We start from the raw sequence: 17,064 nt of genomic DNA, 5'->3' as shown, positions 1-17,064 counted from the left end.
CAATCCGGAGGTAAAGCTTAACGTGCACGCTCCTAACACTACCGGGGCGGCTGTTCCAAAGGTAACGATCATTGCACCGGCTGATACGATGGCAAACACCGTCACCAACAGTCCGTTTATGATCTGTCTTTTTCCTTCTTGTTCCCTTTCCTCTGATAAATCCCTTTCCTGCTGTTTTTGTGCGTAGCCCTGAATCGCTTCCTCCAGCTCTTTGGTGCTTCCCTTAAGGTTTGCATTCTGCCTTGCTGACGCTTCTTTTAGCTTTTGAAAGCCCTGCATCTTTGCAATACTTCCTGCCTGGTATGCTGTTATTGTAACATTCTCTTTCTGTCTTTGTCCATTTACGGTTTGCACAATTCCCGACAGCATTTCTTCTATAATTTCAAAGTCGGACCGCAAATGGCTGTATTCACACTCCCCTATTGCATCCCTAAGCTCTGATGCCTTTTGGCTTAATCTTTCATAGTTTCCTGTGATTCCATCTCCTGACGGCATTGATACATTTGCAAGACCTGATGCCATCCCGACTCCGGTTGAAACATTGTTTTCTATTTCCAAAAACACATCTGTTCTTGTTTGTATCCCTGTGAGCTGATCTTCCAGCCTGTCCTGTGATATCTTTGCATACAGCCTGGTATCCAGCTTATAATACTCATTGCAGTATAGAAACATTCTGGAAAGATATTCGGTGAAAAGCTGCTGTATATATCCGATCAGTGGAATATGGATTTCCTGCATGTAGTTTTTTATGCTTTTTGCAGCCTCCCCTTTTATCTCCCCCATCTGTGCCACTGCTTCGGTCTGCACTCTGACCTTCTCCAGTTCCTCCGCCCACTGGTTGATCTGCTTTAATACCGTACTTTGCACGGAATGCAGTTCTTTATATTTTACATAATACCCCATCTTCATCTCCTGTATTTTAGTTAACAGTAACCGTACACGTTGCTTTCTTTTTGCTGGCACTCGTTACGGTGATTTTTACTTTTCCTTTTTTCTTTGCCTTTATTTTTCCGTTTTTATCTACTGTTGCTATCTTGGTATTACTGCTTTTATAGGTTATTTTATCCGTTGCACTGATTGGGTTTCTCGTTACGGTGATTTGAGCCTTGTTTCCCTTTTCTATTGTCAGCTTCTTTTCACTTAATGTAAGCTTTTTGGTCTTGACCTGTGAGCTTACTACCTTAACCTTACAGGCAGCCGTTGCCCCACTTTGCATTTTTACCGTAACCGTTACATACTTTTTATAGGTTTTTAAACCCTTTAGTACAATTGTTTGTCCACTTAAGGACACTTTCAATACTTTTTTATTACTGCTTGTTACACTGGCTATCTGATCTCCCTCTAACTGGTTTACTTTGATAGTCAATGTCTTTATTGTTTTTCCCTTTTGTAAATTAATTTTACTTGCATTTAAGGTTATTTTTCCCTGCTTTAATTCCAGATCGGTTGTACTTATATTGTCAGTGTTTTCAGTATTGTTTGTATTATCTGTACTGCTGCTATTATCTGTGGAGTCTGTTTGATCCGTGCTGCCTGTATCATCGGTAGCGGTTGGTTTTTCCTTTACATACACATCAAGTAGTCCTGAAGCTCCATTTGATCCATCCGTCATGGTAACATATTCAATTCTTACATAGCCTTCTTTTAGCGCCGTTACAGATCCACTTGTGCTTAAACTGACAATTCCTTCTGCTCCGAAAGAATTTGAATACCAACATCCTGTATAAACCGCATCGCTTGGTAAAACCGTTGTTTCAAGCTGTAACGTATCCCCCACATACATTGTTGTCGTACTTCCAACATTAAATGTAACACTTTCTGCTGCCCTTGTTGGATTCTCACTTACTTTGATTAATATATATTTACCGTTATTATCATTTACATTTCCAAAAATGGAACGCGTGTCAAACCCTACTTGCGCTGTACCGGCAGATAATGCCGTAACCATCCCTGTTTCGGATATATTTGCCACATCACTCTTTGAAGTCCCCCATGATGCAGTGTAAGTAGCATCGCTTGGAGTAACTGTTGCTTGAAGCTGTAATGTATCTCCGACATTCATCTCAACAACATCACTCACATTCAAACTGACACGTTCCACTTTCTTTCGACTTTCAACCACGTTTACAGTGAGAGCCGTTGTTGTAATGTCATTTTCTAAATGCTCATCATGAATGGTTGCATTAACCGTAATGGTACCTTCTTTTCTAGCTGTTAGTATGCCATTGCTGACATAAGCTATATTACTGTCACTTTCACTGTATTCTGACGGCATTGTTATGTAGGCTGTAGACGGCAAAACGTTAAAATCTTCTTTACTAAAAGTGTACGTGTCTCCGACATTAATGGTAAGAGTCGGATTCACGAACTCAATACTGGTTGGAACATATTCATCCAGAAAATAATACTGAATATCATCTTCATATGTATCTAAGTAGGTTTGCGCCGCACTCTTTGGTTCTATATAAGCAATTAAAAAGTAATCACCATCAAAAATTTTATTTCCCGAATCAACATATTCAAAAGTAGTAACACTTTTAGGTATTACAATTTTTGTTAAATTCGAGCAAAGACCAAATGCATTAGCCAAAATTTTTTCACAACCATTTTCAATTGTAACCTCTCTTAAATTTATAGCATTATAAAAAGCAAACTGTTCAATTATTTTAACTGTTTTTGGAATAACTACAGATACAATTGTTTTATTTTTATAAAAAGCATCTACACCTATATTTGTAACTTGATATCCATCAACAGTATCTGGTATTGTAATATCCGTTTCTCCTCCAGAGTAACCAGTTATAGTTACCTCTCCATCGCTTACTGTATAGGTATAATCCTCATATGTTCCTGTTGCTTTTGCATTCATGTGAAATAATAATGTAGTACCTAGTAAAAACGTCATAAACCCTAATCTTTTAATTATTTTTATCATTTGTCTATCCCTCCTATAGTTATTTGATTATATCATACCGTCTACTGTTTTCCTATGAAAAAGTAAGTTATTAGAATTGCTATAGTAGAAATATAACAGGAACATATATCAATATACCTTTCTTACTCTTTGTGTTCCACATAAACTGTATCACTGTCTTTAGTCAAATATTTTTCATAATCCTGCTTATCAATTTTGATAAGCAAATCGCATTCCTCATGGAACTTCTTAAACATTTTTGAGAATACCAATTTATAGCTATTAGAAGCAGCTCTGATTTTCATAAGCTTAGATACCTTAATTGCATACCTTCCTTTTGACTTTAAGGCTCTTGTTTTACCTAAAAGCTTCCATTCTCCCTCTTCATTCCTGCAATATATTTTTACGTTAGATAATAACAAGAATAAAATCATGATAAGCAATCCTGCTCCAGCCAATATTACACCAATAGGAAGCTTCTCATGTTTCACCGTTAAAACAGTGTTTTCAGGAATGTTCTTTGCTTCTATTGTTGGTTCTTCTTTTACTTCTTCCTCTATCTCTTCGACTTCCTCCACAACAAGAGATTCTGGTGTTAACTCCGGATTCTCTACTGTCAGTGTTTCCTGATTATCCACTGTTTCTGGTATCTCCGGATCCTCTGGTGCCACAGCTTTCTCAATTACTTTAATTGGGGTATCCGTATAAACTGTCACTCCATTTTCTGTATAGGATAGATCGATTTGTGCTTGTGCAAGTGGTAAGTTGATTCCATTTAATATAATATAATCCTTAATATCTTGTTTTCTCGAATTATCATTGTATATAGCATCAACCACCATTCCTTTCTTTTTAAAATTTTGCGTTTCATAATAGGTTGTTTTGTCTGGCAAAACTACTACTTCAATTGCTTTTAATACCTTGGCATCAGTTTCTGTTAATGTATGGACTCCTATATTTCCTGCGTGATCCTTTATGGTTACAATATAATCTCCATTGTCTGTTATACGATATTCGTCTGCCGTACTTTTTTGTTTTGTTTCATACGAATAGCTGCCTACCGTTTCTTTCGCTCCCTCATGCTCAATCGTGATTGTATCAATACCGCTTAAGTTATCCGCTCCTTCATATTTCATATTTCGGTATCCGTCTTCGTGCCAGATTGCAGAAGGCTCTATTTGTATTGTAGGAATCTCCTTATCAATCTTGGTGACTCTAACTACCTGAGCTGTCATGTTATCTGCTTCATCATAAGCAGCAACAACAAAAGTTTGATTTTTGGCCGCAGTAAATGTAAAGTAATAATCACCTTCGTCATTTTGTTTTATTTCCTGCTCTTCTCCATCCAAGGTCATTGCTTTTATTTTGGAATCTTCATCAAATGACGTTACTGTAATGGCTGCATCCGTATTCTGCCAGATAGTAGGGTTTCCTTCTACCTTAAGCCACGGGGCACTGAAATCTAAATTAGCCTCTGATATGGTTTGAGTTGTAATATTTCCAGCCTGATCTGTAATGGTAATTTTATAATCACCCTCTTCATAAATCTTATAATTGCCTTGAAAGTTGATTTTAGCATTTTCATATTGATATGATTTTAGAATCGTTTCCTGTTCCCCATAAGTGACAGAAACCTTTGCAATTCCGCTCAAATCATCTATCGTATCAATCCTTAAATTCCGATAATCACCCAAAATCATACTAAACCATGATTTTTTGATTCCTGTTTCAAGTACAGGAGCCTCTTTATCAATTTTTGTTACTGTTATGATTTGGGATGTAGAATTTCCTGCTTCATCTACTGCTGTTACTGTAAATTCCTGATTTTTGGTAACATCAAACGTGAAGTGAAATGTTCCGTCCACACCCTCTTGAAATGACTTTTCGTCGCCATCTAATGTCATTTTTGCAATTTTGGAATCAGCATCCGTAGCAATCACAGTAATGGCCGCATTCGTATTCTGCCAGATGGTTGGATTTCCTTCTACTTGAATCACCGGCTTGCTTCCGTCCAAATTCGTAATCTCAATTGTATCATTGGTATAGGATTTATTTTGAACTAAATCGACACCACGTAGGCGATACGTACCGTTTTCACGGACAGTGTACTCAATAATAACTTGATTATCTCCCTGCTTTCTAACCTCTTTCGTATTGTCATTACTTGCATCCGTTGTACTGCGCTGCAAAGATATATTATTCGCGGCGGCTACAATGACCTTCTCTCGCTTAGCCTTTGTAAGTACTTCTTTCTCCTCGTACACATCTAAATCTTGCTCACTGCTGTCCTCTTCGATGATTTGGTATTGGGTCTTATAATCCTCCCATTCACCATTTTCATTTACTCTTTGTAAAGCTGCCTCTGAAAATCCGCTTTGACTATCCTCAATGACTGCCCGTATTACATAACCCTCAGTCGTACTAATATAACCTTCTTGCGCAGAAACGGATTCAATGGTTAATTCAGGAGCTTCTGGATCGATATTATCAACTTCTAAGGCATCTTCGTTGCTCATAACTAAATAATTTCCCGCTTGATCCGTTATTTTTGTCTTATAAGCTTTATTAATATGTGTATCATAAGCTGCTGATTCAACCGTAGTTTCTCCATTATAATTTTCCACCTTTTTAGACTCAAAATAATTATCACTTTGTTCCCAAACCTCAACTGTACTAAGCCCTGACAATTCATCGGAACCATAACTGGTTACCTCGACTCCGGTTGCTTCGTCTACCCATTGAATCGTATTCGGTTCAATTCCTATTGTACTTGCATCCGGCTTGTCCGGGTCATAATTATCAATCTTTAAGATGTTCTTATCGTCTGATACTGTCTGAAATCCAACTTGATCCGTAACAACCAGTCGGTAATATCCGTTATCTGTTACTGAAATATCTGAGCTTGCCTGATTGGTTCCCTTAAGAGACACTGTTTTGTATTCTCTCCAATCAGGATTGCCGATATCAGCCGTATATTGAAGTTCTATGGTATCAACACCGCTATGACTATCATCTGCCTTTGCTGTAATAATAATCGGATCTTTTGTCCATTTTGTTGTATTTGGGGTTATCGATAAATTAATTGGAGCAGATTTATCAACCTTTATAGTAAGTTCCCATTTAGGTGCTGTCATATTACTTGCATTATCCGTTGCATAGCATAAATAATAGTTTGATCCTTCCTTTACTACGTTAATACTTGTAGTGCTTCCACTTGTTTCACTGCTATTGACTGTAATCGATTTTATTCCTGAGCCTCCAATATCCTGCGCTTCTAAATTTAAAACTGCATCTCCTTTATACCATCCGCTGCTTTTCAATTCTCCATCAATAGTATAAGTAAGTGTCGGAGCCGATTTATCAATGTTTGTTACTCGACAGTTGGAGCTAATAGTCACATTTCCAACACGGTCGGTTGCTACCACTCGATAATAGCCGTTTTGGTCTGCACTAAATCCTGCATAAGTTTGAGGGCTTGTATCACCACTATATGTTTTCGTTTTATAATCTCTCCAAGAGCTGTTATTCGAAGAATATTGAATCTTTAAGCTTGCCAACCCTGATAAAGTGTCCTGCCCCTTAATGGTAAGCGGCACAGTATTGTTTGACCATGACGTTGCTGCTGTTATAGAAACATTTTTAGGTGCGGACGCATCAGCAAAAATCGTTATATTCTGTTCATTACAGCTCGTTTCATTTACATTCGTAGCAAAATAACTGTATGTATTCATTCCTTCACTTGCTGTTTTTGTTACGCCGGAACCACTATTTAAAATATTATTTACGGTTACACTACTAATATTTAAATTAGGATCACTTCCGGCAAAAGTAATTTGCGGAAGTCCTTGATACCATCCACTTGATGTTTTTGATGCATTCACAGATGCTGTAGCAGATACATTCGATTTTCTTTTTATTGTTACTTCTTTTGTATTTGCTGATGTTACAGTATATGAATCTATTGATTTTGCCTCATAAACATCTGTTTCCGCTTTATTCCACGAAAAGGTTGTACCATACTCAACCAAGCTGTTTACATCCTCTATATAATCTCCATATAATGCATCTGCATTTTGATATCTTACTTTTACCGTTTGTAAAAAGGAATCTCTTACTACATTTAAATACATAGTATTATGTATATTCTCATGTGTTGCATCATCCTGATCATAAATTCCCGCATTTCTTACATTAACTGACATTTCAAAATTAACTTCTCTATCATTTACATCAGGTGTTTTTGTCAAACTTAAATTATTTGTACCATAATATTTAAAAGTCATTCTTCCCATCGCATCGTATTTTGTCCCACCGCTACTCATGTAACAACATGCGGGTAATGTCATTTTTGCTTTCACTTGCAAAACACTATATCTAAACTCTGCTATTTCTGTTTTTGCTGAGCTTAAAATAAAATTATATATTGTTCCACTAGCATTACTTGTCCATATTTTATTATTTCCCGACGATGATGACGCTTTTAATGACTTTGAGCTTTTACTATCTGTATTGTTAAATTTAAAATTGATTCTAACTTCTCCTGATGAACCATCATACTTCGAAAAACCTAATTTATAATATCCTGTTTGACTACTAAAAGTTCCGTTTGTTTTCATAAACTCCTTTTCTTGATCAAACTCTTGTAAACAGAATTCATAATATTTCATATTTTTAGGATTATTGGTCAAAACAATATCTTCACCATTTTCATCTTTACTATCAACCAAATCATATAACGTAATTTCTCCAGTTATATTTGTATTACTTGCTATTATACCGTCATAGTCATCATTAGATAATTCAGATAGATATTTTCCAATCTGCCAAGGTTCCGAATTATCAAGATATTCATTAATTTCTTCATCTGTTAAGGTATTAAAATGTGGCATGTTTAAAATACTATTATCCTCTTTTTCAACATCTGTTGATTTACTCTTTAATTCCTCAAAGGATATAAATCCGTAACCATAGTATTTATCAAAGCCTTCTTCTCCTAAGTCCACAGCATATTGTTTTAATAGATTATGGATATCCTCCAATGAGTAGTCCGAATAAATACTTTTTATAACTGCAATGATTGCGCTGACATTTGCCGTGGCAGTTGAGGTTCCATCTTCTCCAATTGAACTATAATCAATTTTATCACCATAATTAGAGAATGAAGCAATTTCTCCATTACTGTCTGTAGCTGAAACAGTTATTACGGAATCAATGTTGGCAGGAGTATAATTTTCTACATTAGCATTATCATTTCCCGCAGCAGCTACAACAATTATTTGATTTGAAACAGCTTCTTCTATAATACTGGATAGAATTGCAGAAGAACTAGAATTAATGGTACCCATACTGATATTAATAATATCTGCGTTATTTTCAATCGCCGCTTTTATACCTAAATAAGCATTTAAAACAGTGGCCTTTCCACTATCATTAGCTATTTTTATTGGCATAATCTTTACAGTTGATGGGGTATTATTTACAATAATTTCAGCCATATCCGTACCATGACCATTATCATCTTCTATACTGTTTTCATCACCTGTGGAAGACAAATTGATATTTAAATCAATTAACCGGTCTTGAAATATTTCGTTTGTTTTATCAATACCTGAATCTAAAATTGCAACTTTTACCTCGCTGTTCTTTTCTTTTGAATCTAAAAATAATGCTAAATCACTCTTTTCTTTGGACGATTCTGTATTTTCTATATCACTTTCTGTCTGGGATTCAATCACGGCATCAATTTCTACCGACACGATATTGTTGTCATCTTTTAATTTTTTATACGCATCCTTAGCTTCTTCTTCTGTTTCATATTGAAGAATGTACATATTATCATAATTAATAATTTTTATTGCATTACAATTTTCAAAATCTGAATGATCAGATACTACGATCAGAGTTTTTGTTGTATACAGACTAGAAGAGTCTAGATCTGTTTCATTATATAAGCCACTGACTGATTCTGATAACTCCCCTGATGCCATTTCAATAATTTCTTTCGTATTCTCTGTCTCTGTAGCCTGATTTATTTTATCGGCAGTCTCTTCTTTGTCACTATCAGACTGGTTTACTTCCTCCTTCATTGAAGTCTCATTATTTTCATTGGTATCTTCAATTTGTGAGCTTTCTGTAGTGGTTTCTTCCTCATTCACATCTGTTTTTGTATCTTCTATTTCTGTGCTTTCCGTTATTTCAGAATTTTCTGTACTCTCTGTTGCTACTGTATCCACTGCTGTTTCATTGTCTTCTACCGATTGTTCATATGTAGCATAATCTTGATTCGCATATACAGTACTGGATGCCAGTGCCGTCGTAGCATTCATGCATACAAGGAGTATTGCCATGTATTTCTTCATTTTTTTCATCCCTATCATTCCCCCTGTTTCTTACTAATTGATAAAGGGTAAGTAGTTGAAAACCACATTTCTTATAGATGGATTTAGCAATGCAACGATACCGCTGCTCATGATCACGCATATGAGGAACCACAGCGCAATCTTGCTAATACGGTAAAACAAATCCATCACAGCTTCAAATAATTTTCCGGCTAAAGATACTTTTTTCACCACTATATTATTGGTTTCAATCTGTATATTTTTTGCAGATTTTTTCATTTCAAACATTTTATGTTCCTCCACATTTTCTAAAATCGTCTAGCTTTTACTTCTTAATAATCTGGCTCTCAGCAAGAGTCATTGCGACTTGTGCACTTTTTAATCTTTTTGTGTCTTCTTCTATCAGTTCTTTATATGCTGTTAAGGCTTCCTGGATTTTATCGTACGTTTCTAAATACTTTTGAAGTGTAGGCATATTACCTGTTATTTCCGGCTTATTCACCTTTTCCGTTATATCCTGACCCGCCTTTTCCATTGCATTTACTTTTAACAGAAAACCTGATTGATTTAACTGAATTATATTTGCCATTAATCCTCATCCTCTTCTATACTTGCTATTAAGTCATAAAGTGCATTAATATGTGATTTTAATTGGTCTATTACATCGTTCTGATCAGAGATTTTACTATCTAATCTAGATATGGCATCATTTATTTCAGAAATATTTTCATTTAAGATATTTGAGTAAGTACTATATCCCTCCATTAAATCACCCTGAACCATTTCCTGATGCTCTTCATAATTAGACCCTTTCCAGTCTTTAAAATCAACCATCGTTTTCTTTGCAGTCTTTTTTTCATCGGAAAGATCGCTTTTGCTATCTTTTATTATCGCCTTTGCCTTTTTAAGCTTTTCTTTTTTCTTTTTATATTGTTCAATATTTTTTTTACATTGCTCTATCTTATTATTGTAACTATCTATTTCTGCATATAGGTATGAAGCATCTGACATTATTACACCTCCCTATCAAATGTTTTATCTTCTACTAATTAATAATTAGCATTATAATTTTAAGCCATCTAATAAACAGAATACCTGATTAAGGAGCGGACTCCTCCTATTGATGATTAAATTCAGACGGAGTTCCTTTTTGATAACCCAGCTTTTGAATACTTTCGTTTAAGTTTTGAACCATTATTTCATCATCTTCATCCACATACCCTTTAAACTCCACTTGTAGTATATCCTCATTGTTAAAATAAAGAATTGTATCACCTAGCAGGCCTTCCGGATAAAGACTACCGCCGTATTCAAAATATTTTGCTTCATCTTCTATTTTCGTTGCAACTGCCCTTGCAATTATAATAATTTTCTTTACTCCTCCGTTCAATCTTACAACACTGCCTAGTGGTAAAAAATCTGTTTTCTGTTCCATATTAATATCCATCCTTTCTCTTTCGCTGGTTATAAAAACTTTGGTAATCGAATTCTTACATAACTTCCATTGTTAAATAGCAATCCATCTCTAAATTGAGGTAATTCTTTTGATGAAGTAACGCCAAACATACCAGTTGTTCCAGGTCCGCCTACCAACAGGCCATCGATCGTATTCTTAGCGAACTTGGTTAAATCATCAAACCCTTTCATTTTACCTGAATGTGCTGTTAAAATAATACTAATTCCGACTGCAGCAGTTTCCATAAGAAGTGGTGCAAGCTGTAACGCACTGGCTTTTGTTACCTCTATAAAATTATCCCAATCATCAACCACAATATAAAATGGGGATAGTGTCTTACTGATTTCTTTAGGATTCTTACTCGGATCAGCCATTAAGCTTTCATGAACAAAAGAATTCCTCTCTTGTATTTGCTTTGCCAGTTCTTCTATTAATGCCTGAATACCCACAGCTCCCTCCACATAATGAAGATTTTCACGTTCTTTATAGCAATAAAGCTCCATACTTTTTGAATCGAATAAATAAATTGGATCAGTTCCAATGATTTGTTCCAAGATTACTTTCAGAATATTTGTCTTTCCTTTTGCAGCTTCTCCAAGAATCGTAAACGGCGTCATGATGCGTTCAAATCCGCACAGACTCACACTTTCTTTATCGAGTCCTAGCCATATACTTTCTCCCGCTTTTTCATATTGCAACAGCTCCTTAAATGATAAGTTTTCAGGAAGAACCGGAATGCGGGGTGCTTTTTGATTTGGATAAATCTGATCAATTTGTTCAACCAGTTCCTCGATTCCCTTATTGTATTCTATTTCATTTTGGAATTCTGTCATCGTATAAATATGCATGGTGCTTACGGCATTGTTCCACTTAATCAAGGTACGTCCCTTGATTTCTGACTGTTTATAGGTACTTCTTCCTACAATCATATTGACATCACTTTCATCAATCAGATATCCTGCAATCTTTATTTTAAAGTTATTATAAATAGAATATTTCATAGCATTGCTTCTTGTAGCTGTGGTAATCATATAGATGCCTAACCCATAGCCGTCTCTGGATAGTTTCATGAAAAAATCCTCCATTTCATATCCAAGTTCCTTTACTACATCAAAATTATCAATTACTAGAACTATCGCTTTCATTGGTTTTTCTGCCACCTGATTATATACTTCAAAGTTTTGTACCATTCTGCTTGCCAGCAGCTTCTTACGTACCTGTATTTCATTTTGAAGCAGCATCTGAAGCTTATTTAAACGTTCAGTATCATCAAAGGTTATGTATTCTGCCATATGGTGTAGCTTATTAAGCGGAATTAATCCACTATTTCCAAAATCCAGAATATAAAAGTTCAAATTCCCCGGACTGTTCTGCATTGCTAAAGAAAGTATCATAGTAGTAAGAAATACTGTTTTCCCATAGCCTGCTGATGCGAGATAGAGAAGATTTCCGTCCTTTTCCATATTAAAGATATATTCCTTTTGAGCTTGTTCCTCGGGAATATCTACCAATCCAACTGATACCTTTAAATTCAGTTTTTTCTCCTTTGAATCAACTAAGCAAACTTTACTCTTTATCTGCTCTCTGAGTGGAGGCAGCCATGGCCTTTTTACCTCGATTGTATCCTGCTTTTCATAAATTGCGCGTATGTATTCGATAGTCGCATCCAGTTGCGTAACTGCCAGCTTGTTGTTTTCCTGATCGTTACTTAAATCTTGATTAATGAGTTCTCCTTGTCCAAGATCATTAATCAAATAAACGCGGTCATCTACCTTTTCTTCCTCCTTTTCTACATGGTAGGAAGCTCCACTCCATGCGGACTGGAATAATTCATATATCTCGTTATTACCGACTTGAAGATAAGCCCTTCCAGCCTTTGTAATATTTGCTGCGTCTGGTGTCTTTATTATTTCTTTGCTGTCAGCCTCATTTTGCACCATCAGAGCCAATTTGAATTTTGAATTAGTCCAAATCTGATCATCTACAACCCCCGATGGTTTTTGTGTGGCTAGAATCAGGTGCACTCCAAGGCTACGTCCGATACGTGCAGCAGATACAAGCTCTTTCATAAAATCCGGCTGTTCTTTTTTTAATTCCGCAAACTCGTCACTAATTATAAATAAATGGGGTAGAGGTTCCTTGGCTTCTCCATTTTTAAACAACGTATTATAGCTGTTAATATGATTTACATCATAAGCACTAAAAATTCTTTGTCTTCTTGCCAGTTCGCTTTTTATGGATGCCATAGCACGCATACTTTGCGCTCCATCTAAATTCGTAATACTTCCCAACACATGCGGAAGATTTTTAAATAGTCCGGCCATACCACCGCCTTTATAGTCAATTAGTAAAAATGCGACTTCGTACGGATGAAAATTTACCGCTAAGGATAATATATAGGATTGAATAATTTCAGATTTACCGGAGCCGGTCGTACCCGCTACCAATCCATGTGGTCCGTGTGCTTTTTCATGCAGATTCAAATAAACAAAATCCTCTTCTGCACGTACTCCAAGAGGAACCGCCAGCGATTTTGAAGAATTATTCTTTTCCCATCGTTCTAATATTTTCATTTGCTGAGGATGCTCAACATGATACATTTGAAAAAAACTGATATTTTCTGGGATTTGTGCACTAATCCCCTGTATATGCTCTAAAACTCCTAAATCTCTTGCCATCCATTCCAAATCAATATTTTGAGATGATTCTAATGAAAAATGTAAATTTTTTTCTTCTTTTTCCTCTAATAGTAAAGTCGCTTGCTTTGAGTTTTCTAATATTACAATTGTTCCAATGTTTTCTGGAAGATTTGCCCGGTTATTCGTTGTGTAAATTATAGAAAAACCAAGATTATAGCCTTCTTTATCTAAATATTCCATAATGGAATGATCCATGATGAATTTTGGTTCATCAATTACAAATAATAGGTGAGGAAGAAACATACTTTCTTTTTTACTTTCTTCCACTTTCAATTTTCTGTCTTTCAGTATTTGATGAATACTTCCTAATATCTGATCTCTTTTTCTTTCATTGTTGATTGTTCCAACCGCATTAATAGCATGTATCCGCAGGTGGGGATACCAACGCATCCATTTAAAATCTTCATCATAGGATTCGTTATAAATTGTTATAATTTCCAAATCATGATAACTTTGAAAAAAAGTAAGCTGAGCAATCATTAGCTTTAATTGGTCATGTATGGTATCTTTTTCTCCAACCAGTCCCATATGCGCTTTTTTCAGATCTATGACAATCGGCTGCTTCATATTGGAAAATTCATTTACGACAGCCCTAGCTTCCTCCTCCAATAAATCAATTTTGTTATTAAGCTCAGATGTTTCCATTTTTATTTTAAATTTACATGGTACATCTGCATTACCTATTGATACAGACAAAAAGTCTTCATCATTTGAGCTGCGTTCATACACTCTTGCGCTGTAGCAATGTATCATTTTTTCGATTTCCAAAATACTCGGATAATTGTACCGGTAAGCTTCTGTTTCATTCGAAAATGCTTCATATATTTCTTTTCTTTTATTGAGTAAATATTTTTGGTAGGTCTTCTCTCTTAACGCATTTTCTTCCCTTAATTCTTTTCTATCCACAAAATATTTCACACCAGACACAATCATTGTAATTCCTGTACTGGCAACTGACATAATCACAAGTAATCCTCTTTTCAATAGTATACTTGTACCTACGGTAACACCCATCATTACCAAGGAGGGCAAAAGTAGGGCAATCAGACCTCCCTTTTTATTTTCTTTTCTCTCCTTTGGCCGGCTTATGGAAATTACTTGATCCGATACCTTTTTTATAATTCTGGGAGATCTCTTATACTTAGGAAAATCCTCCGATATATTTTCCTCATAAGGCAGTTCCAATAATGTAGAAGTAATTTCTACCTGATTCACACTTTCCAAAAATATCTTGTCCTTTAACAGGACAAAACGATAGTCACCAATTAGAAGTTCATCTCCATAATCTATTTCACTTCTTTCATCTTCTAGTAACTTTCTATTTAAATAAACCTCTATGTTTGACAGGCTTTCATTCACCAAGGAAATAATCAGTTTATTATGTTCTAAAATAAAAGAGAACGGGATATCTTTGATTATAATGTCTGCTATTTGCGGACCTATCGTTACATAATCTTTTCGCTTATAACACAACATGGTTCTTATCGATTCATTTTTCATACCTTATTTATCCTCTGCATCATATTGTTCAATCAATGGCTCCATCAGTGTACTGATGTTTTTTAATTGCTGCGTTTTTTCTTCTCCTGTTAGTCCCGTATCTGCTTCAATATAAGATTTTTTCTTCATGTATGCGTACAAAAGAAGCTCGTCATCCGACTGCTGCATCGCTATATCAATTGCTTTATCTGTATCGCCTCGACCCAGGTAAATCCAATATTCAAGTCTTTCAGGTATTTCCTTTAAAGAAATGTTTGCTAAGATATTATTTTTTTGCTCCTGGGTTAAATTTTCACTTCTAATATAAGAATTAGCTAAGATATATTTCTGAGTCACTTTCATATTTGGCACTTTCACATTATCCATAAAATCAATGCAGCTTACATAATCCTGTGCTATATAGGCATCATCCGACTGGATGATTGCTTCTGTATAGGGATCTATTATGATAAGGCGATAGCCAATATAACCAGTAAACACTACAAAGAACACACTAAGAGTTACAATTGCCGCCTTCATTCTCTGCAAGGAGCTTTTATTTAATAACAGCTTCTTATCTCTTCTCTCATTCTCTACTCGCTCATATTCCTTTATTAGAATATTTTTTACTTCTTGTATAGACTTTGCTTCTCTAATACAATTTTGCAACTGGTTTTTAGATAATAATTTCTTGCCACCTTTTCTAAAATCTTCATAGGAGTATTTTTTTTGTAAGGCGAAGCCAATAAGCGCTTTATAATTATCTAAAAATTCTTCCTCTTCATAGCCACGTCCATCCTGATAAATATCTCTTTCCTTTACAAATATCTGTCTGTTAATATTATAATAAAGATTATCCGGATTCATGGTAAAGTTATATTCCGTTATTGCTTTTTGCAATTGTTCCATATTAATCAGTACTGCAAGAATTGTAAGGATGTCATCTTTTCTTATTTCTAATAAAGACTTTTTTTCCTGTATATTATAGCAAAAAACCAAATCTTCTTTTTCTTCTTCCATTGTCATATCTATCAAATAGGCATTTGGGAAAATAATTTTCTTATATTCAAATTGATTTTTTGCTATAAACGCTGATTTCTTTTTAACCTCAATTAAATTTGTTTGCTCCACTGTCATCTCCTCCTCATACCAGCTCCAAAATATCACTTGTGTTAATATGTTCTACTTCATAAGTATTATCTATATTTACATACATTCCCTTTCGAATCGATTTCACTTTCATATATTCTGGCTCCATACCCTGCAGAATATGGGCTTCTTTTAATATATATATTGTATCTAGAATCTTTTGCTGAGAGTTAACCTGAATGTCTATATTCAAGCGTATCTCTTTACTCATAAACGTAAGTGTCAACATCATGGCTCGCCCACTTCCTCCTTCGTTTCTCAATATAACGAAACATAATTAAAATTAAAATGACTATGGCTATACCAATAATAGGAATGGCAAATCCTATTCCCTTTGCTTCGGAAGTCGAAGCTCCCTTTAGCACCTTTATTTCACTATTGCTAAACATTTCATTTTTAACTATTTCATAAACATCTGAACTGCTATTCAATTGCTTAACAAAAACTTTTTCTTGTATCACAACGTAATTCTGATTTTCCTGCTCATTATATTCTCTTACCTTTTCTTGAAAAGCATTACTAAATACATTTGTTCCATTAATATCAGTAAGAGATGAATAGGTGGTTGTGCGTTCATTAAGTACTGCCGGATCAATCACAATATCAGTTTTGTCTTCCATTACTATCTACCTCGTCTATTTCATACTGTTCTACAGTTTATCTTTTTAAAATACCACTGTTCTAAGAACAGTGGTAATGCGGGATAATTAATTCACTCCAATCTTAGAAGCAATTTCTTGATCAACACTTTGCATAATACTGGATACATCACGTAACTGCTGTGCAATGGATGTAATTAGGTCACTTGTAGCTTTAAAGCTTGGTTCTAATGCAGAAAACTGGTCATAGAAAGCTTGACTACTGTGTCCTGCCCATTCATCACATAGAGTTGATACCATATTTCTCATTGTGCTTACTACCTGGTTAAATTCCTCACATCTTGTGTCAAATTCACTCGCTTTTTGAGACATCTGCTCAGGACTTAATTTAATATTATTTACGTCTGCCATTTTTATTTCTCCTTTTTTG

Annotated in this window: 12 protein-coding genes; all 12 read right to left on the bottom strand. The window is 35.1% G+C overall.

Annotated features, from left to right (window positions below; translation table 11 throughout):
- A partial coding sequence (locus C8E03_RS13250) for a T7SS effector LXG polymorphic toxin (protein ID WP_170122995.1) occupies window positions 1-903 on the bottom strand: 903 nt, incomplete at its 3' end.
- A 16-nt stretch (window positions 904-919) separates the two neighbouring features.
- Window positions 920-2,935 carry an Ig-like domain-containing protein gene (locus tag C8E03_RS13245; RefSeq protein WP_110291241.1) on the bottom strand — a complete coding sequence of 672 codons (2,016 nt, stop codon included), beginning with the start codon at window positions 2,933-2,935 and terminating at the stop codon, window positions 920-922.
- Window positions 2,936-3,057: 122 nt separating this feature from the next.
- Window positions 3,058-9,282: a S8 family serine peptidase gene (locus C8E03_RS13240; protein ID WP_170122994.1), complete on the bottom strand. Its 6,225-nt coding sequence runs from the start codon at window positions 9,280-9,282 to the stop codon at window positions 3,058-3,060.
- 24 nt (window positions 9,283-9,306) lie between these two features.
- The gene (locus tag C8E03_RS13235) at window positions 9,307-9,540 is read right to left on the bottom strand and encodes a hypothetical protein (RefSeq protein ID WP_094376723.1); all 234 of its coding nucleotides are present in this window, start codon (window positions 9,538-9,540) and stop codon (window positions 9,307-9,309) included.
- 37 nt (window positions 9,541-9,577) lie between these two features.
- Window positions 9,578-9,841, bottom strand: coding sequence for a hypothetical protein (locus tag C8E03_RS13230; protein WP_094376722.1), 264 nt, complete (start codon window positions 9,839-9,841; stop codon window positions 9,578-9,580).
- Complete coding sequence (locus tag C8E03_RS13225; protein WP_094376721.1) at window positions 9,841-10,263, bottom strand: YwqH-like family protein; 423 nt, start codon at window positions 10,261-10,263, stop codon at window positions 9,841-9,843. The genes C8E03_RS13230 and C8E03_RS13225 overlap by 1 nt, the downstream gene beginning before the upstream one ends.
- A 106-nt stretch (window positions 10,264-10,369) precedes the next feature.
- Window positions 10,370-10,687 (bottom strand): DUF4176 domain-containing protein, encoded by a 318-nt coding sequence (locus C8E03_RS13220; RefSeq protein ID WP_094376735.1) that lies wholly within the window; start codon window positions 10,685-10,687, stop codon window positions 10,370-10,372.
- Window positions 10,688-10,716: 29 nt separating this feature from the next.
- Entirely contained in the window at window positions 10,717-14,907 is a 4,191-nt protein-coding gene (gene essC / locus C8E03_RS13215; RefSeq protein ID WP_110291239.1) for a type VII secretion protein EssC, read from the bottom strand.
- 3 nt (window positions 14,908-14,910) lie between these two features.
- Window positions 14,911-16,017, bottom strand: a complete 1,107-nt coding sequence (locus tag C8E03_RS13210; RefSeq protein ID WP_170122993.1) for a type VII secretion protein EssB/YukC — start codon at window positions 16,015-16,017, stop codon at window positions 14,911-14,913.
- A 13-nt stretch (window positions 16,018-16,030) separates the two neighbouring features.
- Entirely contained in the window at window positions 16,031-16,267 is a 237-nt protein-coding gene (locus C8E03_RS13205) for a hypothetical protein (RefSeq protein WP_146212328.1), read from the bottom strand.
- The gene (locus C8E03_RS13200; protein ID WP_094376717.1) at window positions 16,239-16,655 is read right to left on the bottom strand and encodes a hypothetical protein; all 417 of its coding nucleotides are present in this window, start codon (window positions 16,653-16,655) and stop codon (window positions 16,239-16,241) included. Before C8E03_RS13200 ends, C8E03_RS13205 begins: the two co-directional genes overlap by 29 nt.
- An 87-nt stretch (window positions 16,656-16,742) precedes the next feature.
- Window positions 16,743-17,045 (bottom strand): WXG100 family type VII secretion target, encoded by a 303-nt coding sequence (locus C8E03_RS13195; protein ID WP_094376716.1) that lies wholly within the window; start codon window positions 17,043-17,045, stop codon window positions 16,743-16,745.
- Window positions 17,046-17,064 lie beyond the last annotated feature (19 nt).

The sequence above is a fragment of the Lachnotalea glycerini genome, from assembly GCF_003201285.1.
Taxonomy (GTDB): Bacteria; Bacillota; Clostridia; order Lachnospirales; family Lachnospiraceae; genus Lachnotalea; species Lachnotalea glycerini.
Note: the sequence above shows the minus strand (reverse complement) of the source record. Positions and strands in the feature narration are given on the sequence as shown.